Origin of the sequence: Actinoallomurus rhizosphaericola (assembly GCF_024055675.1) — a bacterium.
Taxonomy (GTDB): domain Bacteria; phylum Actinomycetota; class Actinomycetes; order Streptosporangiales; family Streptosporangiaceae; genus Actinoallomurus; species Actinoallomurus soli.
The window spans coordinates 53,454-77,510 of record NZ_JAMXMW010000018.1; the positions used below are offsets into that span (position 1 = coordinate 53,454).

The 24,057-nt window shown below is 72.7% G+C and carries 20 protein-coding genes; 6 read left to right on the top strand and 14 right to left on the bottom strand.

The window, feature by feature from the left end; all coding sequences use genetic code 11:
* Window positions 1-12: 12 nt before the first annotated feature.
* The 4 genes from NE234_RS32725 to NE234_RS32740 form a co-directional block, all read right to left on the bottom strand.
* The gene (locus tag NE234_RS32725; RefSeq protein WP_252784745.1) at window positions 13-1,488 is read right to left on the bottom strand and encodes an NADH-ubiquinone oxidoreductase-F iron-sulfur binding region domain-containing protein; all 1,476 of its coding nucleotides are present in this window, start codon (window positions 1,486-1,488) and stop codon (window positions 13-15) included.
* Entirely contained in the window at window positions 1,488-2,276 is a 789-nt protein-coding gene (locus NE234_RS32730) for a hypothetical protein (protein WP_252784746.1), read from the bottom strand. The genes NE234_RS32725 and NE234_RS32730 overlap by 1 nt, the downstream gene beginning before the upstream one ends.
* 103 nt (window positions 2,277-2,379) lie before the next feature.
* Window positions 2,380-3,594 carry a M23 family metallopeptidase gene (locus NE234_RS32735; RefSeq protein WP_252784747.1) on the bottom strand — a complete coding sequence of 405 codons (1,215 nt, stop codon included), beginning with the start codon at window positions 3,592-3,594 and terminating at the stop codon, window positions 2,380-2,382.
* A 343-nt stretch (window positions 3,595-3,937) separates the two neighbouring features.
* Complete coding sequence (locus tag NE234_RS32740; protein ID WP_252784748.1) at window positions 3,938-6,814, bottom strand: glycoside hydrolase family 2 protein; 2,877 nt, start codon at window positions 6,812-6,814, stop codon at window positions 3,938-3,940.
* Between the two features lie 439 nt (window positions 6,815-7,253).
* Here NE234_RS32740 and NE234_RS32745 point away from each other — a divergent pair, with 439 nt between their 5' ends.
* Entirely contained in the window at window positions 7,254-8,717 is a 1,464-nt protein-coding gene (locus NE234_RS32745; RefSeq protein WP_252784749.1) for a cellulose binding domain-containing protein, read from the top strand.
* Window positions 8,718-8,818: 101 nt separating this feature from the next.
* On the opposite strand, the gene NE234_RS32750 is transcribed toward NE234_RS32745, so the two are convergent.
* Window positions 8,819-9,673: an SDR family oxidoreductase gene (locus NE234_RS32750; RefSeq protein WP_252784750.1), complete on the bottom strand. Its 855-nt coding sequence runs from the start codon at window positions 9,671-9,673 to the stop codon at window positions 8,819-8,821.
* Between the two features lie 142 nt (window positions 9,674-9,815).
* Here NE234_RS32750 and NE234_RS32755 point away from each other — a divergent pair, with 142 nt between their 5' ends.
* Complete coding sequence (locus tag NE234_RS32755) at window positions 9,816-10,256, top strand: winged helix-turn-helix transcriptional regulator (RefSeq protein WP_252784751.1); 441 nt, start codon at window positions 9,816-9,818, stop codon at window positions 10,254-10,256.
* A 13-nt stretch (window positions 10,257-10,269) separates the two neighbouring features.
* Here NE234_RS32755 and NE234_RS32760 read toward each other — a convergent pair whose 3' ends face one another.
* The 6 genes from NE234_RS32760 to NE234_RS32785 all read right to left on the bottom strand — a co-directional run bounded on the left by NE234_RS32760 (window position 10,270) and on the right by NE234_RS32785 (window position 15,023).
* Window positions 10,270-10,794 carry a hypothetical protein gene (locus tag NE234_RS32760; RefSeq protein WP_252784752.1) on the bottom strand — a complete coding sequence of 175 codons (525 nt, stop codon included), beginning with the start codon at window positions 10,792-10,794 and terminating at the stop codon, window positions 10,270-10,272.
* Window positions 10,795-10,848: 54 nt separating this feature from the next.
* Complete coding sequence (gene pgm / locus NE234_RS32765; RefSeq protein ID WP_252784753.1) at window positions 10,849-12,495, bottom strand: phosphoglucomutase (alpha-D-glucose-1,6-bisphosphate-dependent); 1,647 nt, start codon at window positions 12,493-12,495, stop codon at window positions 10,849-10,851.
* A gap of 82 nt (window positions 12,496-12,577) precedes the next feature.
* The gene (locus NE234_RS32770) at window positions 12,578-13,753 is read right to left on the bottom strand and encodes a cation:proton antiporter (protein ID WP_252784754.1); all 1,176 of its coding nucleotides are present in this window, start codon (window positions 13,751-13,753) and stop codon (window positions 12,578-12,580) included.
* A 6-nt stretch (window positions 13,754-13,759) separates the two neighbouring features.
* Window positions 13,760-14,242 (bottom strand): cation:proton antiporter regulatory subunit, encoded by a 483-nt coding sequence (locus NE234_RS32775; protein ID WP_252784755.1) that lies wholly within the window; start codon window positions 14,240-14,242, stop codon window positions 13,760-13,762.
* Window positions 14,243-14,280: 38 nt separating this feature from the next.
* Window positions 14,281-14,442: a hypothetical protein gene (locus NE234_RS32780; protein ID WP_252784756.1), complete on the bottom strand. Its 162-nt coding sequence runs from the start codon at window positions 14,440-14,442 to the stop codon at window positions 14,281-14,283.
* 197 nt (window positions 14,443-14,639) lie between these two features.
* Window positions 14,640-15,023, bottom strand: coding sequence for a hypothetical protein (locus NE234_RS32785; protein WP_252784757.1), 384 nt, complete (start codon window positions 15,021-15,023; stop codon window positions 14,640-14,642).
* A gap of 333 nt (window positions 15,024-15,356) precedes the next feature.
* Here NE234_RS32785 and NE234_RS32790 point away from each other — a divergent pair, with 333 nt between their 5' ends.
* A complete protein-coding gene (locus NE234_RS32790) occupies window positions 15,357-16,283 on the top strand; it encodes a sensor histidine kinase (RefSeq protein ID WP_252784758.1) in 927 nt (308 codons plus the stop codon).
* 426 nt (window positions 16,284-16,709) lie between these two features.
* Here the strand turns inward: NE234_RS32790 and NE234_RS32795 are convergent, their stop codons facing one another.
* A complete protein-coding gene (locus NE234_RS32795; RefSeq protein WP_252784759.1) occupies window positions 16,710-17,285 on the bottom strand; it encodes a hemerythrin domain-containing protein in 576 nt (191 codons plus the stop codon).
* Window positions 17,286-17,574: 289 nt separating this feature from the next.
* Between NE234_RS32795 and NE234_RS32800 the strand changes: the two genes are divergently transcribed.
* Entirely contained in the window at window positions 17,575-18,741 is a 1,167-nt protein-coding gene (locus NE234_RS32800) for a glycosyltransferase family 4 protein (protein ID WP_252784760.1), read from the top strand.
* 13 nt (window positions 18,742-18,754) lie between these two features.
* On the opposite strand, the gene NE234_RS32805 is transcribed toward NE234_RS32800, so the two are convergent.
* Window positions 18,755-19,771, bottom strand: a complete 1,017-nt coding sequence (locus NE234_RS32805) for a CNNM domain-containing protein (RefSeq protein ID WP_252784761.1) — start codon at window positions 19,769-19,771, stop codon at window positions 18,755-18,757.
* Window positions 19,759-21,246, bottom strand: coding sequence for a hemolysin family protein (locus NE234_RS32810; protein ID WP_256529804.1), 1,488 nt, complete (start codon window positions 21,244-21,246; stop codon window positions 19,759-19,761). The genes NE234_RS32805 and NE234_RS32810 overlap by 13 nt, the downstream gene beginning before the upstream one ends.
* A gap of 415 nt (window positions 21,247-21,661) precedes the next feature.
* Between NE234_RS32810 and NE234_RS32815 the strand changes: the two genes are divergently transcribed.
* Together NE234_RS32815 and NE234_RS32820 are read left to right on the top strand one after the other, a co-directional pair.
* Window positions 21,662-22,672, top strand: a complete 1,011-nt coding sequence (locus NE234_RS32815) for a LacI family DNA-binding transcriptional regulator (protein ID WP_252784762.1) — start codon at window positions 21,662-21,664, stop codon at window positions 22,670-22,672.
* A gap of 74 nt (window positions 22,673-22,746) precedes the next feature.
* Window positions 22,747-24,021, top strand: a complete 1,275-nt coding sequence (locus tag NE234_RS32820; RefSeq protein WP_252784763.1) for an ABC transporter substrate-binding protein — start codon at window positions 22,747-22,749, stop codon at window positions 24,019-24,021.
* The last annotated feature ends 36 nt before the right edge of the window (window positions 24,022-24,057 follow it).

A 24,057-nucleotide genomic window follows, 5' to 3' on the forward strand; every position in this document is an offset into this window, starting at 1 on the left:
CGCGGGCGGGCGTCAGGGCGTCTTGAAGCGCATGGCGAGGGCGGGGCACATCTCGATCGCCTGATGGGCCTGCCGCAGCAGGCGCCGCGGCACGGACTTGCTCTCGACGACCGGGAAGCCGTGTTCGTCCAGGCTCACCAGGTCGGGGACGAGGTGCCCGCACAGTCCGTGCCCGGCGCAGCGCGTCCAGTCCACAGTCAGGCGCATCCCGGTGTCCTCGGACTCCTCCGCCGCGGCCACCTCCTCGCCGTCGATCGGTAGCAGACCGCGTACCGGGCGGCCGCAGGTCCCGGAGGACAGGTGGACGGCGACGTCCTCCTGGAAGACCTCGAGCGCCGAGGCGATGAAGCGCGACGTGCCGTCCGGGTGGTGGCAGGCTCCGCGGCCCTTGACGACCTGCATGCCCTGCCGGACGGCCGACAGCGCCTCGGACCGCGAGTCGCCCTCCGCCAGCGCGCGCAGCGACCGGGCGAGGGCCGGCAGGCCCAGGCGGCAGGGACCGCACTGCCCGGCGGTCTCCATGCCCATGTAGACGGCGACCCGGGCGACCTCGCCGAGCGGGCAGACGTCCCGGGCGAGCGGCAGGATGATGCCGGCCCCCAGACTGGCGCCCGCGCGGGCGATGTCCTCGCGTGAGACGCGGGCGCGGTTCGCGGCGGCGGGGGCGAGCCAGGCGCCGTGGTAGCCACCCATCAGGACGCCCTGGCCGACGTCGGCCCGGCACAGGTCGAGCACCTGGAACAGCGGGGTGCCGGCCGGGGCCTCGACGACGGTGGGCCGCCCGCGGGGCCCCCAGACGGTGAGGAGCACGGTGCCCGGTTCCTCGGCCGTGCCGATGGCCCGGTACAGGTCCGGGCCGAGCTGGGACAGCAGCGCGAGCTGGGCGAACGTCTCCGCGTTGGACAGCAGGGTGGGCAGCCCGTCCACGCCGCGTTCGGCGGCCCGCACCTTGCGGCCCGGAGGCAGCGCCGGCGCGCCGTTCACGCCGTTGACCAGCGCGCCGCCCTCACCGGTGACGAACCGCTCCGGCAGGCGGACGACGCGGATGAAGCCGCCGAGGTTGCTCTCCACGACCGCGCTGCGGATGGACCGGCCGGCCCGGCCGCCGTCGGTCACGCCGATGACGACCTCGCGGGCGCCGAGCGCGAGGGCGGCCAGCATCGCCCCGTCGAGGATGAGGTGCGGAACGCGGGACATCAGGAGCTTGTCCTTGGCGCTGGCCGGCTCGCCCTCGGTGGCGTTGACCAGGACGACGGTCTGGGCGTCCTGCCGGCGGGCCGCGGAGACGACCGCCTTCAGCTTCCGCGCGAACGGGAAGGCCGCGCCGCCGCGGCCGCGCAGGTCGACCTGCTCGGCCATCGCCTGCAGTTCGCGCAGGCTGCGCCGCCGGAACTCCCCGTGCACCTCACGGTGGGCGGTCTGGTCGATGCGCTGGTGCCGGTCGAGACCACGGCCGAGGCGCGGCGGCCCCACGTACCGGAAGTCCATCACCGCCGGTCACCGAGCCAGGGCGAGGTCTCGGCGCGCAACGCCGCCCAGAACTGCTCGTCGGGCAGGTCGCCGGTCTCCGCGGCCGCCCGGGCGTCCGCGCTGACCCGGTCGCGGGGGTCGGCGGCGCCGTGGCGCGCCCCGCCCCCCGTGACCCGGCCGTCTCCTCTGGCCTTGCGGGCGCGCAGCATGCGGCGGTCACGGGCCAGGCGCGGCAACCGGGCCATCGCCGCGACCAGCACCAGCGCGGCGCAGACGAGGTAGCTCCAGGTGACCCAGGCCTTGGGCGTGCGGCCGGCCGCCAGGCCGTGGACGAGCGCCACGGCCCACATCACGTACGCGAGCGCGTGCACCGTGCGCCACAGCCACGGACGGGGGCCGGTGACGAACCGGCCGCGCAGCACGCCGGTGGCGACGATGACGATCAGCAGGTCGCCGGCGATGGTGCCCAGGCCGACCAGGACGGCGCGCCGGCCGTGGCCGGTGAAGGGCAGGAACGCGTCGAGGACCGTCGCGTGGGCCTCCATGACCTTCAGGACGATGTGGGCGACCAGGAATCCGACGGCCATGACCGCGGTCGCGCGGTGGGCGCCCTGGGCGAGGATGCGCAGCCCGATCGGCAGGACCCGCTGTGCGGCGACGACCCCGGCGACGACCGCCGCGGTCGCGGCCAGGAGGGTGAACACGCCGACGTAGAACTCCAGGAACCGCCGCAGCCGCTCGATCTCGGCCGCTCCCCAGGAGGTCCGGCCGGCGACCAGGACCACCGCGAGGAGCACCAGGGTCACGAAGACGGCCCGGGCACGGCCGGGTCTTCGGGAGGGACGGCGACGCGCCCGCCTCCGCCGCGCCCCCGGCTCCCTGGGGGCGTGGCGGGGGGCGGCGGTCCGCTCAGAGGACGCCATCGGGGCTCCCGCCGGGCAGGGGGACGTTCGGGACGCGCGTGCTGGGCCCGCCCGGTTTGGGCGTACGGCTGGGGGAGGGGCTCTTGGACGGTGCGGGCGTCGGGGACGCGGACACGGCCCCGAAGTTCAGCAGCGGGTTGCCCGCGTCGACGCGGACGCCGGCGCGCTCGGCGAACGTCGCCGCCGCCGTCTCGCGCAGGGTCCAGCCGCCCAGCTGGAAGTGGTCGAGCCGCATGGTGCCGGTCGCGTCGCCGATCGCGAACCGCACCATCCGCTGGGGCGCCTCCCCGCCGCCGCACGGCTGCTCCGTGCCGGTCCGGCCGAGGTAGTCGCCGCGTTTCACGAGGCTGCCGTCGCGCACCTTCGTCACGTCGGACAGCTGGTAGTACTGCGTGGCCAGGCCGTTCGGGTGGATCAGGAGCACGAGCCCGTGGCCGGCCGCGGAGGAGCAGAGCCGGTAGATTCGGCCGTCGCCCGGGGCGAGGACCCGCCCGTCCCCGCCGTCGAAGCCGGACACGCCCTTGTCCGTGGCCAGGAGGGTCCAGGACTGACCGACCCCCCAGGGCAGCATGAGGCCCGTGTCCAGTGGCGTGTCGGCCGTGCCGCTGAACTTCTCCAGCACCGGGCGTTCGCCGGCCGGTACTACCGAGGCGGGCGCCTTCCGCAGGAGCGCGGTGAACCGCGGGGTGCCGGCCAGGGCCACCTGCCAGCCGGCGCCGGTGCGCTGCGCGACGTACAGCGAGGACTCCGGCATGACCGCCATCCCGCGCGGCGGCGGGATCGTCTCGGTGCCGAACGCCCAGGTGCGCGCGTGGTCCATCCTGCTCAGCCGCACGATGGGGGCGGACAGTGTGCCGACGCCGTAGTCCTGGCGGACCGCGTGGCTGCGTTCGGCGAGGACGACCGTCTCGACCTTCTTGCTGAGCTGGACGGCCGGGCTGACCGGAGCACGGGACGGCGAGGAGCGGGACGGCGCGGGACGTGGCCGGTGGGAGCGCCCGGCGTGTACGGGACGGCGGTCGGCGACCGGGTGCCGGGAGGCCGGCGGCATGACGGCCTGCTCGACGATGGCGGCCAGCGCGAGACCCACCGCGACGACGACCACTCCGCCCAGGGCGGAGATCCTGTCGCCCAGCGACGCCGTCAGCCTCCGGCGCCGTGGGGTGCCGGGCCGTCCCTGCCTTCGGTGCGTCCTCGGCATCGACCTGCCCTTCCAAGGACGATCGCATTAGTGATCGAAACCGGATTGCGTGAGGAGTGTAGGAGGCTGGGGGCCTTTAAAGTGTCGAAAACATGAAAAATCGTCATGGAGCCGATCGTCTTAGCGGAGCGGAATGGCGCCGTCACCCGATGCCGCCGAACGCGCGGGGTGAACCGTCATCAGGCCACGTCAGGCGGGGTGTGAAGAACCGCCCGGAGAGCGGGCCGGACGGGACGGCGGCCTCGCGGGACCGCCATTTCCGCCGGACACGCGCCTCCGGGCGGTGTCGATTGTCCGGATCCGGTCACGATTCCGGACAGTGCGAAATAAGTCGCGAACGGTATCAGCCGCGTGCGGGCACGGTGAGAGCGGCGAGGTTCCAGCCCGTGATCCCGACCACCGGGGCCGCGCCTCGCAGGTCCGCGACGCGGTACCGCGCGGTCAGTGTCTGACTCTGCCCCGGCCAGAGGGTGACGTCGTTGTCGCTCCACTCGATCGGCAGGACCTGGTCGTCACCGCCCAGCGCGCGGCCGCCGGACGTGCCCCGGCGGACGTCGGCGCGGGTGAACACCGCGGGCACCGGCTTGGAACCGACGTTGCGGATGGTCACCGTGGTGGTCGCCTCCCCGCCGTTCCGGCGCGTCGACGCGGAGACCTTGACGTTCGCCGCGGGCAGGCTCTGCAGACCGGTCAGGTCCGCGTAGCCGCCGGGCTTGAACACCGCGCCGAAGCCCTGGCCGAGCGACTTGGGCCAGTCGACCTCGTCCTGCTTCGTGGAGAGCCAGTAGACGTTGCGGCTCACCGTCGCGCCCGGCCGTGTCAGCGTCAGCTCCAGGAAGTACGTACGGGAGATGCCCGCCGGAACCTTCGGCGTCAGCACGGTCCGTACGTCCTGGCTGGACAGGGTGGGCACCGCCTGCCGGGCCGTCGCCCGGACCGTGCCGTTCAGGTCGATGAACCGCGCCGTGGCGGTCAGGCCGGACTGCCGGGCGTTGGTCAGGTTGGCCACCCTGATCGAGCCGTCGGCGTAGTCGTACATGACGTGGACGGGCTCGCCGGCCTTCTTCGCGCCGAAGTACACGCCGGGCTGGTCGAAGTCGTAGTTGTACAGGTTCCAGTGCAGCGACGGCCAGGCCTTGTTCAGCATCCAGTAGATGACGCCGGTGCTGGGATTGGCCGGGTCCTTGAAGTGCCCGAGGTAGGCCTCGAACTGCGCCCGCGTGACCTCGTACCCGCCCATCTGCGCGATCCGTTGGTAGGAGGCCATGTCGGACCAGTGGCCGTAGCGGTTCCACAGCGGGGTGTTGTACTGCCCCATCCGGGCGGTCTTCGTGTAGCTCGTGAACTTCTGATAGACGTGGAAGATGTCCGGACCCGTTCCCGGACCGTTCGTCGTGCTCAGGTCCCAGATCTTCTTCTGGTCCGCCGCGGTCAGGAACCGGTTCAGCGAGTCCTGGGTCGGCACCGTGTTGCCGGCGCTGGTCTCGGTGTCGTACGCCCAGGCGCTTCCCGCGTTCGTGAAGGTCGGGTCGCCGGGGTCGACCGTCTCCGGTCCGTTCGCCCACCAGTAGCCCGGCGGGACGTAGTTGTACGGGCCCTCCTTGTTACCGGACGGGCCGAGCTGCGGCGAGGACTTGTACTCCGCGGCGGCGACCTGCGGCGTCGGCCAGTCGGCCGCCGCGAACGCCTTCAGGTAGATGGCCTCCTTGGCCGCGTCGGGCGCCTCGTCACTGCCCTGGTAGAACACGAAGACGCTCGGGTGGTCGCGCAGCCACCGCGCCACGTGCGCCGCCTGGACGCCGGCGTTCTCCTTCAGGGCGTCCGGCCACTTCGACGACGGGTCCTCCCACCGGTCGCAGCACTGCCAGCCGGGCATGGCCAGGATGCCCGCGCGGTCCATCTGGGCGAACATGTCGTCGGGCGGCAGGTTCCCCTCGAAGCGCAGGGTGTTCAGACCCAGGTTCTTCACGTAGGCGAGCTGGTCGCGGATGTTCTGCGGCGAGTAGCGCATGAACATGTCCGGTGACCATCCGCCGCCCCGGATCACCAGCGGGACGCCGTTGATGACGAACTGCCGCGAGCCGTGCGTGGTGTGGGTGCCCGCCTTGACCGGCGTCAGGTGCGAGGTGACGGTGCGGATGCCGAAGTCCTCGTCCGTGCGGTCGGAGACCCGGCCGCCGGCGTTCGCGGTCGCGGTGAGGTGGTAGAGCGGCTGCCCGCCGAGCTGGTACGGCCACCAGACGGCCGGGTGCGTCAGGTGCAGCGCCCGGTGGTCCGCCGGCGTCAGCGTCACCGTCCGGGTGGTCCCGGCGGGGACGGTCGCGTTCGCCGACACGGCGATCCGCGTGCCGCCGTGGGTGATCGTGGCGTCCAGCCGCGCCTTCTGCTCGGTGTTCGTGTCGTTGCGCAGGTCGGCCTTGACCGTGAGGTCCGAGCTGGCGAGGTCGGCGGCGTTGTGCTGGACGACGTGCACGTTGCGCAGCGCGACCGGGCCGGCCTGGGCGAGCTGCGGCGCGAAGCGCAGGCCGGTGTTCTGGTCCGGCGCGGGCGGGTTCCAGTCCAGCGTGCTGTCGGTGAGGTACGTCTTCGGGGCGTTCTTGGCGATGTCGAGCGCGATGGCGTTCTGGCCGTCCCGGACGTACGGGGTGATGTCATATTCGAACCGGCCGTACGCGCCCTGCAGCTGTGACCGGTCGGCGACCTTGGTGCCGTTGACCCACAGGTCCGCGGTGCCGAGCACCCCGTTCATGATCAGAACGGTGCGGCCGTCACGCCGCGGGTGGACGGTGAGCTGCTCGCGGTACCACCAGTTCGGGGTGAACTGGTCGGTGGGGACCTTGGCCAGGTTGTCGGAGAAGAAGACGTTCGGGTAGCGCCCGTTCTCCAGCAGGCCCGCCATCAGCGTCTCGGGGCGGCTGATGGGCAGCCAGCCGGTGGTCGCGTAGCCGGGCCGGGAGATCGCCGCACCTGACCCGCCGGCGACGGCCGAGGACTGGATCTTCCAGCCGGTGTTCAGGTCGGTCGCCGAGGAGGGCGTGGCGGAGGTGGTGACCGAGGCCGTGCCGGGCGGCGGCGTGCCCTGGTCCGCGGGGAGTGTGCCGGCCGCCCGCGCCGCGCCACCGGCGGGGGAGGCCGGGCGGGCGGCCGCCGCGGCCGGAGTGGCGACGGCGAGCAGGGCGCATGCCGCCAGGATGATCGGATGTGACCTCAACCTGGTCACGGCGCCTCCTGAGGATCGTCGGATCGCATCCGGTGGTGTCCTGTGCGTGATCGTTAATCACCTTAACGATTTATTGTTAGGAACATTAACGATGGCCGGAAGTGGACAGCGGCCGTCGCGCGGATCGGTTCCGGGCGCCTCCCCGGGCCGGGGCGGCGCGGGTGAACGGCCCTGGTGCGGAAAGAGCGCCTGCCGTCAGGGGCCGCGCCGTCGCATGCGTCGAATCGGTGGCGGCGGTGGCGGCCCCGAGCCGGGACGACGCCGCCGCGCGTTCCTGCCAGCGTACCCGCGGGGCGCGGACCGCCCGATGGCCGGACCTGCGAGGTCTCCGGCGTGAACGGCCGTGAAAAGGTCTTCCCCGGCTCCGGCCGCCAGGGTTACCTTCGCCCGGATCGGGAGCGCTCCCACGTCATCTCCCACCACCCGCATGGAGCCGTCAATGCGACCTCGACGCGCGATCTCCTTCCTCGTGGCCTTCCTGCTGAGCATCTGCGGGGTCGGCCTCGTCACCGGCACGGGCACCGCGCACGCCGCCGTGGCGTGCGACGTCACCTACGCGAAGAACGACTGGGGGTCGGGCTTCAGCGCCACCATTACCCTCAAGAACCTCGGCGACGCGCTGAGCGGATGGACGCTGACCTACGCCTACGCGGGCGACCAGAAGCTGACCCAGGGCTGGAGCGGCACGTGGTCCCAGAACGGTAAGAACGTCACGGTCACCAACGCGGGCTGGAACGGCGCGCTGGCGAACGGCGCCACCACCCAGATCGGCGCGAACTTCACCTACACCGGCACGAACACCGACCCGACGTCCTTCTCCATCAACGGCACCGTGTGCAACGGCTCGGGCTCGGGCGGCGGTGGCGGGGGCGGGGGAGGCGGCACGACCGGACCCGCCCCCGCGCTGCACGTCTCCGGCAACAGGCTCGTCACCGCGAGCGGCGCGACCGTACGCCTCCGCGGGGCGAACCGCTCCGGCGGCGAGTTCATGTGCGTCCAGGGCCGCGGGATCTGGGACGGCCCGGTCGACGACGCGTCGATCAACGCCATGGTCGCGTGGAAGATCACGGCGGTCCGCATCCCCCTGAACGAGGAGTGCTGGCTCGGCCTGAGCAACATCGACTCGCGGTACGGCGGCACGGCGTACCAGACCGAGGTCAAGGGATACGTGTCGCGGCTCGAGGCGCACGGCATCACCCCGATCGTCGAGATGCACTGGAACTACGGCACCTACACCGGTCCCTCGTCCGGCTGCTCGGACGTCCACGCCACCTGCCAGAAGCCGATGCCGGACGCCCAGTACGCGCCGTCGTTCTGGACGGGGGTCGCGAACGCCTTCAAGGGCGATGACGCGGTGGTCTTCGACCTGTTCAACGAGCCGTACCCGGAGCGCGCGACCGGCGGCGAGACCTCCGGCTGGACCTGCTGGCGGGACGGCGGGACCTGCTCCGGCATCCCCTACCAGGTGGCCGGCTTCCAGAGCCTCGTGAACGCCGTACGGGCGACGGGTGCCACCAACGTGATCCTCGTCGGCGGGCTGGCCTACTCCAACGACCTGACGCAGTGGCTGCAGTACCGGCCGACCGACCCGAAGAACAACCTCGCGGCGTTCGCGCACATCTACAACTTCAACAGCTGCTCGAGCACGTCCTGCTACGACGGCCAGCTCGCTCCGGTCGCCGCGCAGGTGCCGCTGACGCTGAGCGAGATCGGGGAGAACGACTGCTCGCACGGCTTCATCGACACCCTGATGAACTGGGCCGACGCGCACGCCGTCGGCTACCTGGGGTGGACGTGGAACACCTGGGACTGCAGCAGCGGCCCGTCGCTGATCAGCTCCTACGACGGCACCCCCACCTCCTACGGCGTCGGCCTCCGGGACCACCTGGTCGCCACCAACTGACGCGTCACTGCGACGGAGGCGCCGCCGCCGGCCGAGACGGGGGCGGCGCCTCGTCGAGACCGCGCGGGCCGGTGTCCGGTCGACGCCGGCCCGCGCGCCGTTCAGCCGGCGAGCGCGGCCGCGACCGTGTCGGCGATCGGGGTGGTCGGACGGCCGATGAGGGCCTTCAGGTCGCCCGGCGTGTCGGCCAGCGCCCCGGTCGCGATGCCGCGGTCGACGTCGACGAGCACGTCGGCGAACGCCTCGGGAACGCCCCCCGCGATCAGGGCCGCGCGGTGCTCCTCGGCGGGCAGGTGCCGGTACACGACCTCCTTGCCGGACGCCCGGGAGATCTCGGCGGCGAGGTCGCCGAGGCTCCAGGCCACGTCCCCGGCGAGCTCGTAGATCCGGTTCTCGTGGCCCGGTCCGGTCAGCACGGCGACCGCCGCGGCCGCGTAGTCCGCGCGGGTGGCGCTGCCGATCCGCCCGTCACCGGCGCCGCCGATGACGGCGCCGGTCTCGACCGCCTGGGTGATCGCCGGCACGTACATCTCGCTGTACCAGTTGTTGCGCAGGAGCGTGTACGTCAGCCCCGTCTCGCGGATGATCTCCTCGGTCGCCTTGTGCTCGGCGGCCAGGCCGAGGACCGACGTGTCGGCGTGCGGCGCGCTGGTGTAGACGATGTGCGGGACGCCGGCGCCCTGCGCCGCCTGGACCGCCGCGGCGTGCTGCGGGACGCGCCGCCCGACCTCGCTGCCGGAGATGAGCAGCAGCCGGCTCCCTCCTTCGAACGCGGGGCGCAGCGTCTCGGGACGGTCGTAGTCGGCCTCGCGGACCTGCACGCCGCGCGCGGCGAGGTCGGCGGCCTTCTCCGGGCTGCGCACGGCGGCCACCACCTGGTCCGCGGGCACCTTCTCCAGCAGCCCGTCGATCACCAGACGGCCGAGCTGACCGGTGGCGCCGGTAACGATGATCATAAAAGTCTCCCGCTTCGAAAGAACCTCGGCCGCAGGGCCCGAGGTGAGCACGCCTCGACGGTAGTACTAACTTTTCCACAGTGCAATCTTTGAGTGAGTACCGGGCCTGAGGTCAGTGCGGTGGAGAAGTATGCTGGGCGCCATGGACAGCGGCGCGACTGACGGATCGCCGACCCCCGCCCCCGGCGGCGGAGCGGCCTGCGACGCCTACGGCGACGTCGTCTTCGACGTGTTCGCCGGCCGGTGCACCTCCCGCGAGGCGCTCGGGCACGTCACCGGGCGCTGGGGGATCCTCGCGCTGGGCGCGCTGAGCGAGGGGACGTACCGGTTCAACGCGCTGCGCCGCCGGGTCGACGGCGTGAGCGAGAAGATGCTCGCGCAGACCCTCCAGGCGCTCGAACGCGACGGCTTCGTACTCAGGAAGGCCGAGCCGACCATTCCGCCGCGCGTGGAGTACAGCCTCACCCCGCTCGGCCGGGAGGCCGCCGAACGGCTCCTGGGCGTCATCGAGTGGCTGGAGGCCCGCATGCCCGAGGTGATGGCGGCGCAGGCCCGCTACGACGAGGCCCGGACCGCCGGCTGACGGCGAGGGCTCCTCAGCCGTCGCGCGGGCCCGGACGGGTGATCGCGGGCACCAGGCGATAGTCGCGCTGGAAGACGAGGTTGTGCAGGTCGGCCGCTGCGACGGCGCGCATCGTGCACACCTCCGCGGCGGCCTGCTGGTCGGTGAAGACGTTGAGCGGCCACTCGCCCACCGTCGCGCCGCGCAGATGCGGATGGTGGAAACCCCGCTCGAAGTGGGCCTCCAGCGTGATCGGCCGGACGCCCGCCGCGCGCTGCTCCGGCCAGGACAGGGTCCAGGACGCGGCCAGACCGCCGTCCTCGGTCCGGCACAGCCCGGACTCGTCGACGCGGCCCGTCCCCTCCAGCAGGGAACGGTCGATCTCGGCCAGCACCCGCCGGGCGTACGGGGCGAGCAGCACGACCGTGTCGGCGAACCGCTCCTCCTTGTCCGCCCGCGCCTCCACGCCGCCGTGGGTGCCGTCCCGCAGGTCCTCGAAGTGCCGCCGCAGAGCCGGCAGCGTCGGGTTGTCCCCGTACGCGGTCGATGGTTCGCTCATACGTTCATTCTGCGCCGCGACGCCCCGTGCGGGCGTCGCGGCGCGGGGGGCGGGTCAGGAGGCGGCGGCGAGCGTCGCGTTGACCAGGTCGCGGGCCTCCTCCTGGACGCGGGCGAGGTGGTCCGGGCCCTGGAAGGACTCGGCGTAGATCTTGTACACGTCCTCGGTCCCCGACGGCCGGGCGGCGAACCAGGCGTTCTCGGTGCAGACCTTCACGCCGCCCAGCGGCGCCCCGTTGCCGGGCGCCTCGGTGAGCACCGCGGTGATCGGCTCGCCGGCGAGCGTGTCCGCGGTGATCTGCTCGGCCGACAGCTTCTTGAGGACCGCCTTCTCCTCGCGGGACGCGGGCGCGTCGACCCGCGCGTACGCGGGGTCGCCGTACCGGGTGACCAGGTCGGCGTAGTTCTCGCTGGGGGAGCGGCCGGTGACCGCGGTGATCTCCGAGGCCAGCAGGGCGAGGAGGATCCCGTCCTTGTCGGTGGTCCACACCGAGCCGTCGCGCCGCAGGAACGAGGCGCCCGCGCTCTCCTCGCCCCCGAACCCGAGCGAGCCGTCCAGCAGACCGGGCACGAACCACTTGAATCCGACCGGCACCTCGACGAGGCGGCGGCCGAGTCCGGCCGCGACCCTGTCGATCATGCTGCTGCTGACGAGCGTCTTGCCCACGCCGGCGTCACCGGGCCAGTCGGGCCGGTGGGCGTACAGGTAGGAGATGGCGGCCGCGAGGAAGTGGTTGGGGTTCATCAGGCCGCCGTCCGGCGTGACGATGCCGTGCCGGTCGGCGTCCGCGTCGTTGCCCGTGGACACCGCGAACTCGTCCTTGCGGGCGATCAGCGAGGCCATCGCGTACGGCGAGGAGCAGTCCATCCGGATCTTGCCGTCCCAGTCCAGCGTCATGAACCGCCAGGTCGGGTCGGTGTGCGGGTTGACGACCGTGAGGTCGAGCCGGTGGCGGTCGGCGATCTCGCCCCAGTACGCGACGCTCGCGCCCCCGAGCGGGTCCGCGCCGATCCGTACGCCCGCCTCGCGGACGGCGTCCAGGTCGAGGACCGAGGGCAGGTCGTCCACGTACGCGCCGAGGAAGTCGTAGCGGCCGGTGGTGTCCGCGGCGAGCGCCCGGGCGTACGGGATGCGCCTGACCTCCTTGAGATCCTCGGCGATCAGGGCGTTCGCCCGGTCCTGGATCCACGACGTGGCGTCGGTGTCGGCCGGGCCGCCGGACGGCGGGTTGTACTTGAAACCGCCGTCGGCCGGCGGATTGTGCGAGGGCGTCACGACGACGCCGTCCGCGAGGCCGGACTCGCGACCGCGGTTGTAGGTGAGGATGGCGTGCGAGACGGCGGGCGTCGGCGTGTAGCCGTCCCGGCTGTCGATCAGCACCCGTACGCCGTTGGCGGCGAAGACCTCCAGGGCCGACACGCGCGCGGGCTCCGACAGGGCGTGCGTGTCGATGCCCAGGAACAGCGGCCCGTCGACCCCCTGGGCGGCACGGTACTCACAGATCGCCTGGCTGGTGGCGAGGATGTGCGCCTCGTTGAACGCGGTGTTCGACGCGGATCCGCGATGCCCCGACGTGCCGAAGGCCACCCGCTGCTCGACCCGTTCGGGATCGGGGCGGAACGCGTAGTACGCCGTCACCAGCCGCGCGACGTCCACCAGGTCTTCGGGCTGCGCGGGCCGCCCCGCACGCTCATGCGCCATCGGTCACTCCTTCGGCCCTCGCGGGCCGTCGACGTTCGGTTCTCCAAGTCTGTCCCAGCGCGAGGAAGGTAATCGACGCGGGTCACGGCCGGCGCCCGCGGGCGCCGGCCACGGCGACGGCGCGGGCCAGGGAGTCGGCGCTCCGGGCCAGCAACGGCCCGGCGACCGCGAGGATCAGGACGTACGCCGCGGCGAGCGGCCCGAGCCGCGGGTTCGTGCCGGCGCCGACCGCGAGGCCGGCGACGACGATGCTGAACTCCCCGCGGGGGACCAGCGCGGTCCCGGCGCGCAGCCGGCCCGCCGGGCCGACACCCGCCCGGCGGGCCGCCACCCACCCCGTGGCGAGCTTGGTCGCCACCCCGGCGATCGCCAGGACGGCCGCGACGCCGGCGACCGGCGGCAGGTCCGCCGGATCGGTGTGCAGTCCGAAGAAGACGAAGAACACCGCCGCGAACAGGTCCCGGAGCGGGCTGAGCAACTGCCGGGCGTCATGGGCGAGCGGCCCGGACAGCGCGATGCCGACGAGGAACGCCCCGACGGCGGCCGACACCTGCAACTGCTGGGCGAGCCCCGCCACCAGGACGGTGAGTCCGAGGACCTTCAGCAGGAGCACCTCCCGGCTGGGGCTGGCGACGAAGCGCTGCACGACCTCGCCGTGGCGGAGCGCGACGAACAGGATCAGGCCGATGGTGACGGCGGCGGCCAGGAGCGCGACCACGCCGCCGAGCAGGCCGGCCCCGGCCAGCAGCGCCGTGAGGATCGGCAGGTACGCGGCCATCGTGAGGTCCTCGAAGACCAGGACCGACAGCACGCTGGGAGTCTCGCGGTTCCCGAGCCGGCCCAGGTCGCCCATCACCTTCGCGGTGATCCCGGAGGAGGTGACGTACGTGATGCCGCCCAGCGCCACCGCCGCGACCAGGCCCCAGTGCAGCAGGAGTGCGGCGGCGACGCCCGGGACGGCGTTCAGCGCCAGGTCGGACAGGCCGATCGGAGCGGACGTCCGCATGGTGGTCACGAGTTCGTCGGCCGTGTACTCGAGGCCGAGGGTGAACAGCAGGAGGATCACCCCCACCTCGGCGCCGACCGAGACGAAGTCCTCGCTGGTCGTGAGCGGGAGCACGCCGCCGGATCCGAAGGCGAGCCCCGCCAGGAGGTACAACGGGATCGGCGAGACGGAGAACCGGACCGCGACCGCGCCGAGCAGTCCCAGGCCCAGGATGATCGCGCCGAGTTCGATCAGTTGGGTCGTCGAGTGCATGGGCGGCTACCGCGTGCCGAGCAGCGCGGCGACCGCCGTGGTGCCGTCGGCGGTGCCGACCACGAGGACGATGTCGCCGGCCTCGAAGACGAAGTCCGGGCGAGGGCTGGCGACCACACCGCCGCCGCGGACGACGGCCACGATCGACGCGCCCGTGCGGGTCCGCGCACGGGTGTCGCCGAGCGGCCGTCCGTCGTAGGGCGAACCGGCGGTGATCGGGACCTGCCGGCTGACCAGGCCCTCGACGTGGCGGTGCAGTTCGGCCAGGCGTTCGACGACGCGGGCGGTGCCGAGGAGTTCGGCGACCGCGCCGGCCTCTTCCGAGGTCAGCACGATCGTCGTCGCCGCGGTGTCGGGGTCGTCCCGGTCGAAGGCGACCAGGTCGCGCCGGCCGCTGTGGTGGGAGACGATCCCGACGCGGCGTCCGCGGGCCGTCGTGAACACGTGCTGCAGGCCGATTCCGGGGAGGGAGGTGCGTTCGATCTCCACGAGAGTCCTCTCAGGCTCGTCGATCGGAGGTGAGGGGATCATTGGTCGAGGGCGGCGTACACCATCGCCATCACGGTGGCGATGATCAGGACCGCCAGCGCTGGCAGGCCGAGACGCGCGTCGTCGCGGCGGAACATCGAGCCGAGCAGGAGCACACCGCCGAGCACGAAGACGGCGATGGCGAGGAACAGGTAGGTCACGGTCGTCTCTCCACGTCGGAACGCCGATGCGGCACACCGGCGGCCCACGGGACGGCGGCACGCGCACGCCGCCCGCGGACAGGGAACGGTCGGGGAACGGGCGCGCGCCGTCACGCGGCGGGGCGCCCGTCTTCCGGGCGGTGGACGCCCGGGCACACGCGCGCCGGCGACCGACGGCGCGGTTCGCGACCGTGCGGCTACGCCGACGCGTACGAGGAGAGGACCGGAGGCGCCCGGCCGCCCCGCGCCGGCAGGTCACCCGCCGGCGTACGGGAGGAGGCCCGGTGCGGCCCGCGCCACCAGACGGGCAGCCCGGCCGCCACCGAGGCGCCCTCCGGGCCGGCCGCCCTCAGCGGCGTCTTGCCGGTCTGCCGGTGCTCGCCGAGCCGGGGCGCGTGCCGGCCGTGCTCGGCGGCGGGACTCACGCCGGCGAAGGGAGCGGTCGCCGCGACCGCGGCGGTCAGGGGACGGGCGTCCGGAGAGGAGGACGAGGCCGCGCCGAGCCCGCCTCCGACACCGAGGAACAGCAGCAGTGAGACGAGGATCGCCGGAATCCGCCGGCGCGCCCGCTCACCGGACACCGCACACCCTCCCCACCTGGCCGGAGCCGTCCACCTGACCTCGACCCTACCGGGAATCCGCGGACCCGGCCGTGGACCGCTGCGGGGCCCGGCCGCGGATCACGGCCCGCGGACCGGCGGGCGGGCCCCGTGACCGGCGGGGGCCGGCCCGGGTGGTCGGCTGTGCAGGGGCGGAGTCCGGACGTGAGCGGCGCACTCCCGGACCGGGCGCCCGCGAGCCCCTACGAGGTCCGGGGGACGGCCCGACGAGTGGTACGGAGGCCGCCTTATCCTGGTCGTTCAGACGTAACCTCACGGTAGTGTTGCTCAGTGGCCCAAGAGCGAGGTACCGGGATGAGCATCCCCGCCCCCTTCTCCCACCCGGCACTCATGTACCGCGGTGAGGGGGAGTACCTCGCCGGGACGCTGCCCTTCGTGCGAAGCGGTCTCGACGCGGGCGAGCCGGTCGCGATCGCCGTTCCCGGGGACCGGCTGGCGCTGCTGCGCGCCGGCCTCGGCGCGGCGGCCGGGCGGGTACGGCTCATCGACATGAGCGTGGCCGGACGCAATCCGGGCCGGATCATCCCCGGTGTCCTGCGCCGCTTCGCCGACGCGCACCCCGGACGACGAGTGCGGATCATCGGGGAGCCGATCTGGCGTGGCCGCTCGGCGGCCGAGTACCCCGCCTGCGCCCAGCACGAGGCCCTCATCAACCTGGCCTTTGCCGGGCGCGCGGTCACGATCCTCTGCCCCTACGACGCGGCGGCACTCGATCGGCGGACGCTGGCGGACGCGGCTCTCACCCACCCTGTCCTCATCGAGCGCGGCGTCGAGCGTGTCAGTCCCGACTTCAATCCGGAGAAGGTCATCGAGGTGTACAACGACGTGGGCCCCGAGCCCGTGGACACGGCGGCCCTCGACTTCGACGCCGACGCGCTCGGCGAGGTGCGCCTCTTCGCCACGGCCGAGGCCGCCCGGCGCGGTCTCACCGGCGACCGCCTCCTCGACCTCGAGCTCGCGGTCAACGAGCTGGCCGCCAACTCGATCGTGCACGGCGGTGGCCGCGGCACGCTCCGCGTGTGGTCGCTGCCCGGATACGTCGTCTGCGAGGTCAGCGACGAGGGCCGGCTCGCCGACCCGCTGGCCGGACGGCGACCGGTGCCCGCCAACGCCCACGGCGGGCGCGGCCTCCTCCTGGTCAACCAGGTCGCCGACCTCGTCCGGATCGCCCGCTCCGACGACGGCACCCGCGTCCAGGCCCATTTCGCCGTGAACCGCTGACGGCGAAGAGCCGCGACCGGCCGCGAAGGCCGAAGGACCACGACCGATCGGGGAGGCATGAAGAGTCACGGCCGATCGGGGAAGGCTGAGGAGTCACGACCGATCGGGGAAGGCTGAAGAGTCACGACCGATCGGGGAAGGCTGAAGAACCACGAGCGAGACCGATCGGGGAGGACCGCGATCGGCCGTGACGGGCGATCGGGATCGTCTCCCGATCGCCCTTCCGGGAAGGCCTGACCCGGATTCGCCGGTCCGGCCCGGTAGCCCGTAGGGCGCCCGAGTCAGACGACCGGCGATTAATGTGCCATCGCATTCCGAAACGACCGCATTGCGCGGTCTCCTCAACTGTGCCGGTAACGGACAGTAGCGTCAAGAGCGCAAATAGTAAACAATCGTTCACCGCCCAGGGGCGGAATCACCCCCGCATCACTTCCGCTCGCGGCCGAGCGCCTTGCGCACCACGTCCCGCGTCCGGTCGGCGGCGGAGGCGAATGTGCCGATGAGGATGTTCTTGGCGGCGGACTCCACACCCGGGTGCGGGTGCGTCGGCGCCATCGCCTCGGCCGCCTTGATCGCCGCTGCCAGGCCGCGCAGTTCGGTGCCGCCCATCTGGCGCAGCCGGGTGAACTCCTCGCGCTCCTCGTTCTCCGCGTGCTCGATGACGGACTTGCGGAACTCGGCGAACAGCGGTTCGAAACCGGCGGCCGAGGTGCCCATCTTCTCCAGGGCCTGCAGGACGCGCTTGCCCTCGTTCTCCTCCTCCAACCGGGCGTCGATCACCCGGTCGCCGTCGGGGATGACCCGGCGGGCCAAGGGGTGCACGACCTCCTCTTCGGCCGTCTCGTGCACGGCCAGGAAGCGGCAGAGCTTCTCGAACGCCTCCTCGCGGGCGTGGCCCGTGCTCCGGTCGACGTCCTCGAACAGGCGGCGGATCTCCTCGTGCTGGCGGATCAGCAGGTCGATCGCGTCTCTCTCCGGCATCGTCTCAGGTCGCTGAGTCATCTCGCGGTACCTTCCCCCCTGTGTTCCCCGTATGTGCCTATTGCGACATTTCCGGTGCCGACCTGGTTAAACGCGGTCCCCGGCCGGACGCCGTGGGGCGGGAGGCCGGTGAGGATCGGCCGCCGGGGCCGGGACGACCGGCCGGACTTTCTTCGATCATGTAGGTCGGGCGACCCTGGTTTTGATCGACGATCTCTAGCCTGATTCCCGGAGTGGTCACGGACGGTGGCGTCCGTCCACAGGGGCCGTCGTCCGACCTCGGGAGGGGCACCATGCCCGGCACGATCAGGTGGGTCGTCGAGAGCGGGCGGCCGTGCCGCCGTGGCTGACGGCGGCGGGCGCGGCCCTCGCCGCGCTCCTGCTGGCCGACATGCTGAGCGCCGGGCTCGGCCGGTACGCCCTGCGGCGCGGGATCGTCGACCGGCCGGGCGTCCGTAAGGCCCACGACCGGCCGACGCCGTACCTCGGCGGAGTCGCGATCGCCGTCGCCGCGCTGACGGGGGGCGCGGTGTCGATCCCTTACTGGGACCGGCGGGTCACGGTCCTCGTCGTGGCCGGCGTCGTCGTCGCGCTGGTCGGGCTGCTCGACGACCTCAGGCCGACGCATCCGGTGCTCCGGCTGGCCGTCGAGGTCGGTGCGGCCACCGCGGTCGTCCTGGCCGGGGGCCGCATCGGCGTCTTCGGCCACTGGGCGGACCCCGTGGCGACGGTGGCGTGGGTCGTGGTCCTCGCCAACTCCTTCAACCTGCTGGACAACATGGACGGGGCGGCCGCGGCGGTGGCCGTCCCGGTCGGCTGCCTCATCGCCGGCGCGGCCTACCTCCAGGGGCGGAGCGGCCTGGCGCTGCTGCTGATCACGCTGTCCGCGGGGTGCCTGGGGTTCCTCGTGCACAACTGGGCGCCCGCGCGGATGTTCATGGGGGACGCGGGCTCGCTGTTCATCGGCTTCCTCCTGGCGGCCGCCACCGTACTGGTCCGGGTGCCGGGCGGCGCGGGCGCCAGGCTGGCCGAGCTGCTCCTGTTCACCTTCGTCGCCACCGTGGACACCTGCCTCGTCGTCATCGCGCGCCCGCGCGCCGGACTGTCCTGCTTCACCGCCGGCACCGACCATGCGGCGCACCGGCTGCGCGCGATGGGGCTCACCGTCCCGCAGGTCGCCCTGACCCTGTTCGCCGTCGCCGGCCTGGCCGGGCTCTGCGGCGTGGGAGTCACCGCCGCCCGGCTGCCCGGCGTCCTCACCCTGGCGGCGGCCGGCACCGGGGCCGCGGCGCTGATCCTGTCGCTGATCAAGGTGCCGGTGTACGCGACGGTCCCGGAGGAGACGCCGGGCACCGCGGACGTGCTGCCGATGACGGTCCGTCCGGTCGCCGAGGCCGACGACCGCGACCTCCCGCTGAGGAGGACGCCGGCGGCGGGCCCGGGTTCGGTCCTGCACATCGACGAGTGGCGGAAATGACGCCGGCCGTCAGTCAGTGGGGGTTGCCGGCGAGGAGTTCGCTGAGCAGGTCGTCGAGGCTGACGATGCCGATGAACGGGTTCTCCGGCGTCGCGACGAGGGCGAGCTGCGCGCGGGCGCGGCGCAGCGTGCTGACCGCGGCGAGCACCGTGGTGTCCAGGGAGAGGGTCGGGACCGGGTAGGTCATGTCGCCGGCGGTCCGGCCGTCCGGCCCGTGGGGGAGGGCGTCTCGTACGTGCAGCAGCCCGGCGACGCGGGCACGGCCGTCCCGGACGAGCAACCGGGTGTGCCCGCTCGCCGCGGAGGCCCGGCGGATCTCCTCCGGGGCCGCGTCGGCGGGAACCGTGGTGACCCGCTCGGCGGGCACGACCAGATGGTCGATGCCCTCCTGCCGGGTCGTGATGGCCCGGCCGAGGAGGTCGTGCTCGGCCCGGTCGATCAGTCCCAGCCGGCGCGACTCGCCGATCAGGTGGGACAGGCGCTGCGGGTCGGCCGGGGGGTCCGCCCCCGCGCCCGGCCGTACGCCGCAGAGCCGGAGCAGGCCGTCGGTCACTCCGCCCAGAACGGCGAGGACCGGGCGTGACAGCCGGGCGAACCCGCGGAAGGGGATCGCCAGGGCCAGGGCGGAGCGTTCGGGGTGGGCGATGGCCCAGGACTTCGGCGCCATCTCCCCGGCCACCATGTGCAGGAAGGTCACGACGCCCAGCGCCAGGGTGAACGCCACCGGGCGCGCGGCGGACTCCGGGACGCCGACGGCCGCCAGCGGCGCGTCCAGCAGGACCTCGAAGGCCGGCTCGGTGACGACGCCGAGCCCCAGCGAGCACATAGTGATCCCCAGCTGCGCGCCGGCGAGCATCAGTGACAGCTCGTCGATCCCCGCGACGGCGGCCCGGGCGGCGGCGCCGCCGCGCGCGGCCGCCCGCTCCAGGCGCGGGCGCTTGGCGGCGACGAGGGCGAACTCCGAGGCGACGAAGAAGGCGTTGCCCGCCAGCAGCAGGAGCGTGACCGGGGCGGAGGTCAGCGGGCCCACGAGACCTCCTCCTCCGTCGCCCCGGGGGCGGCGGTGGCGAGCGGGAGGGCGCGGAGCCGTACGGTCCGGGCCACGCGACGGCGTACGGCGAGGACCTCGATCGCGGCGCGTCCCGGCGGGCCGTGCTCGGGATCGAGCTCGACCTCGATCCGGTCGCCCGCGCGCGGCAGGCGGTGCAGCCGCGTCATGACGAGCCCGCTGAGGCTGTCGTACGCGGAGCCAGCGGGCAGCGCGAGCCCCGTCAGGTTCCGGACCTGCGCGATCCGGGTACCGGCGGCCAGCACCCACACCCCGTCACCGCGGGTGGGATCCGCCGCGGCGGCGTCGTTCTCGTCGGCGATCTCACCGACGAGCTCCTCGGCGATGTCCTCGAAGGTGAGGATCCCGGCGAGGCCGCCGTACTCGTCGACGACGGCGGCGAACTCCTGACCGGCCTCGCGCATCCGCGCCGTGACCGCCTGCAGTTCGAGGGTGTCCGGGACGAGCAGCGCGGAACGCATCACCGTCTCGACGGTGCGCCCGGCGCCCGGCCCACCCGTGCCCGCGGTGCCTGTACCGGCCGTGCCCGTGCCCGCGGTGCCTGTACCGGCCGTGCCCGTACCCGGCGTGTCGGCGCCGGTCCGGCGGGGCGGGCCGGGCGGGCCCGCGACGTCGAGCGCGGCCAGTTCGCGCACTCCGACGACGCCGATGACGTCGTCGATGTCCCGTCCCCACACCGGATAGTCGGTGTGACCGGCGCGGGCGACCAGGTCGGTCAGCTCGGTCACGGTCGTGGACCGGGGAACGGCGACGACGTCGGGGCGCGGCACCATGACCTCGGCCGCCGTACGCTCCCGGAAGGTCAGCGCGCGCTGGAGCAGGTCGGACAGGTCCGGGGGGAGATGGCCCGCGCGGCGGGACTCGCCGATGATGTCGCCGAGCTCCTCCAGGGTCGCGCCGTGGTGCAGCTCCTCCACCGGCTCGACCCCGAACAGCCGCACCAGCCGGGCGGCCGCCGTGTCGAAGAGCCTGATCACCGGGCCCGCCACCGTCAGGTAGGCCAGGGTCGAGGCGGCGAACGCCTTGGCGACCGGCTCGGCGCGGGCCAGCGACAGGTTCTTGGGCAGCAGTTCGCCGAGCACCATCTGGACCGCGGTCGCCAGCAGGAACCCGGCGACGACCGCGGCGCCGCCGGCCGCGCCCGCGGACAGGCCCGCAAGCCGCAGCAGCGGGGCGATCAGCCGGGACGTGGCGGGCTCGGCGATGAAGCCGACGACCAGCGCGGTGACCGTGATCCCGAGCTGCGCCCCGGACAGCATGAACGACAGACGGTTCGTCACCGCCAGGGCCCGCCGGGCCCTGGCGTCGCCGCGCTCGGCCTGCGCGCCGAGCGTCGCGCGGTCGACGGCGACGAAGGCGAACTCCTGGGCCACGAAGTAACCGGTCGCGGCCGTCAACGCCAGGATGGCGGCGATTCCGGCGAGGGCGCTCACCATCGCGGTGTCCCCGCCGCCCTAGGACTGGAAGGGTCCGGCGCCGCGGACACCCGCATCCCCCCTCTTATCGGTCGTACAGCCGGAACGACCGGACTCCGCGTCGGTGTTCCCGTACGGATCGCCGGGCGTCCCGGACGGCCGCCGGAGGCCCGGCCCGGGATCGGGTGTCCTACCCCTCTTCCGGGATCGCGTTCCTCGTGGCATCGTCCTGTCCAAGGGAGAAAACGCCCTGTTTCGGGGGGTTCCGAGTTGCTCGGACCCGAGGGTGCGAGCGGCTTGGACTCGGTACCAACACGCCCGTGTAACGAGCCGGAAACGTGTTGGACATCTGCTTGACACGACTTCTCGCGTGGTGGCAATTTGAACGATCAAATCGCCCCGGTCACCAGGAATTTCGCGAAACGCGAGGGAAAGAATGAGCGGTCGAGACGCCAACGGAGTGACGATCTCCGATGTCGCCGCGGCCGCCGGGGTCTCCCGCCAGACCGTGTCGAACGTGCTGAACCGCCCGGCCCGCGTGGCGCCGGAGACCGCCGAGCGCGTGCGGCAGGCGATCGACGAGCTCGGCTACCGGCCGAACCGCGCGGCGCAGAACCTCCGAGAGCGTGCCAGCCGGTGCATCGGCCTGAAGATCCCCGCGCCGATCGGCGTGAGCAACTTCCTCGACCGTTTCCTGTACTCGCTGACGGTGGCGGCCGGGTCGGCCGGCTACCACCTGCTGCTGTTCGCCCCGACGGCCGTGGACGAGGAGCTCGCGACCTACGAGGACCTGATCCGCACCGGCACGGTCGACGGCTTCGTGGTGGCCGACGTGTCGGCGCGGGACCGGCGGCTGCCGTGGTTCGCCGAGCGCCGCATCCCCTTCGTCTGCTTCGGCCGGCCCTGGGGGCAGGAGGACGGGCCGTACACCTGGGTGGACGTCGACGGGGCGCACGGCATCGCGCAGGGCGTCGACCACCTGATCGGCCGCGGGCACCGGCGCATCGCCTACCTCGGCTGGCCCGAGGGCACCGGGTTCGGCGACGAGCGGCGGAGGGGCTGGCAGCGGGCCATGAGCCGGCACGGCCTGGACACCGACGGGCTGATCGGCGTGTGCGCCGAGGGCGTCGCCGTCGCCGCCGAGGCGGCCGAGCGGCTGCTGGCGCGGCCCGAGCCGCCGACCGCCTTCGTCTGCGGCAGTGACACGCACGCCGTCGGAGCCAGGCTCGCCGGTGGCCTCGACGCGCAGGGCCGCCCGCGCGTCGAGGTGGTCGGCTTCGACGACTCGCCGGCGGCGACCTTGATCTCGCCTCGGATGTCGAGCATCCGGCAACCGCTCGACGAAGTGGCGCGCCGTGTCGTCAGCCTGCTGACGACACGTGTTCAGGGCAGTGATTCCCCGCCCGAGGGGGTGATGTTGCGCCCAGAGCTCGTGGCACGGGAGTGACGAGGGCCGGGGGTCTCCGGCAGCAGTACCGAAGAAATCCTCAGGATGGAGTGAAGGTGGCATCCGTTTCGAGAATGACCCGCTTCGCGGTCATCGCGGCGAGCGTCGCCGTGGTCGCCGCTGCCTGTGGCGGTAGCAAGAGCGACGACAAGAAGGACGCGTCCGGCGGCAGCGGCGGCGCGCTGACCGGCCGGGGGCCGATCACGCTGGCGACCGGCAAGGACACGTCGGGCAACCTGCAGAACCTGGTCAACACCTGGAACCAGCAGCACCCGAAGGAGCAGGCTCGGATCATCGAGCTGCCCGAGGACGCGGACGCGCAGCGGCAGCAGATGGTGCAGAACGCCCAGACCAAGTCCAACGCGTACAGCGTGCTGAACCTGGACGTGGTCTGGACGGCGGAGTTCGCCGCGAACCGGTGGATCGCGCAGCTGCCGAAGGACCAGTTCGACCTGTCGAAGTTCCTGCCCGCGGCGACGAAGACCGGTGAGTACCGGAACAACCTGTACGCCGCCCCCTGGAAGACCGACTCCGGTCTGCTGTACTACCGCAAGGACCAGCTGGACAAGGCGGGCATCAAGGAGCCGCCGAAGACCTGGGCGGAGATGCAGCAGGACTGCAGCAAGATCAAGGGCTTCAACTGCTACGCCGGCCAGTTCGAGAAGTACGAGGGCCTCACGGTCAACTTCTCCGAGGCGGTCAACAGCGCCGGCGGCCAGGTCGTCGACGACTCGGGCAAGCCGAACGTCAACACCCCGCAGGCCAAGCAGGGCCTGGACTTCCTCGTCAACGGCTTCAAGAGCGGGATGATCCCCAAGGAGGCCATCAGCTTCAAGGAGGAGGAGTCCCGCCGCGCGTTCGAGAAGGGCAACCTCCTCTTCTACCGGCAGTGGCCGTACGCGTACGCCCTGTCGAACAAGAAGGGTGACTCCAAGGTCGTCGGCAAGTTCGCCGTCGCCCCGCTGCCGGGTCTGAACGGCCCGGGTGCGCCGACCCTCGGCGGCCACAACCTGGCCATCTCCCAGTTCACCCCGAACAAGGCCACGGCGCTGGACTTCATCAAGTACCTGACCAGCGAGCAGACCGAGCGCGCCAACCTCATCGCGTCCTCGGAGGCGCCGACCCTGGCCTCGCTGTACGACGACCAGGAGCTGCAGAAGAAGTTCCCCTACCTGCCGACGCTCAAGGCGTCTCTCCTCAACGCCAAGCCCCGGCCGCAGGTCGTTCGCTACAACGACGTGACCACCGCGATCGAGGAGGCCGCCTACTCGGCCCTCACCGGCAAGTCGACCACCGACCAGGCGCTGGCCGACCTGCAGAACAAGCTCGGACAGCTCATCACGCCGTAGCCGCGTTCCCGTGGCGGGACGCCCCCCGCGTCCCGC

Coding starts and splice junctions, on each gene's coding strand:
- NE234_RS32810 (WP_256529804.1), bottom strand. CDS start 21,246: ATGGTGAGCGCCCTCGCCGGAATCGCCGCCATCCTGGCGTTGACGGCC.
- NE234_RS32750 (WP_252784750.1), bottom strand. CDS start 9,673: ATGATCATCGTTACCGGCGCCACCGGTCAGCTCGGCCGTCTGGTGATC.
- NE234_RS32790 (WP_252784758.1), top strand. CDS start 15,357: ATGAGCATCCCCGCCCCCTTCTCCCACCCGGCACTCATGTACCGCGGT.
- NE234_RS32820 (WP_252784763.1), top strand. CDS start 22,747: ATGACCCGCTTCGCGGTCATCGCGGCGAGCGTCGCCGTGGTCGCCGCT.
- NE234_RS32760 (WP_252784752.1), bottom strand. CDS start 10,794: ATGAGCGAACCATCGACCGCGTACGGGGACAACCCGACGCTGCCGGCT.
- NE234_RS32815 (WP_252784762.1), top strand. CDS start 21,662: ATGAGCGGTCGAGACGCCAACGGAGTGACGATCTCCGATGTCGCCGCG.
- NE234_RS32735 (WP_252784747.1), bottom strand. CDS start 3,594: ATGCCGAGGACGCACCGAAGGCAGGGACGGCCCGGCACCCCACGGCGC.
- NE234_RS32725 (WP_252784745.1), bottom strand. CDS start 1,488: ATGGACTTCCGGTACGTGGGGCCGCCGCGCCTCGGCCGTGGTCTCGAC.
- NE234_RS32755 (WP_252784751.1), top strand. CDS start 9,816: ATGGACAGCGGCGCGACTGACGGATCGCCGACCCCCGCCCCCGGCGGC.
- NE234_RS32770 (WP_252784754.1), bottom strand. CDS start 13,753: ATGCACTCGACGACCCAACTGATCGAACTCGGCGCGATCATCCTGGGC.
- NE234_RS32795 (WP_252784759.1), bottom strand. CDS start 17,285: ATGACTCAGCGACCTGAGACGATGCCGGAGAGAGACGCGATCGACCTG.
- NE234_RS32745 (WP_252784749.1), top strand. CDS start 7,254: ATGCGACCTCGACGCGCGATCTCCTTCCTCGTGGCCTTCCTGCTGAGC.
- pgm (WP_252784753.1), bottom strand. CDS start 12,495: ATGGCGCATGAGCGTGCGGGGCGGCCCGCGCAGCCCGAAGACCTGGTG.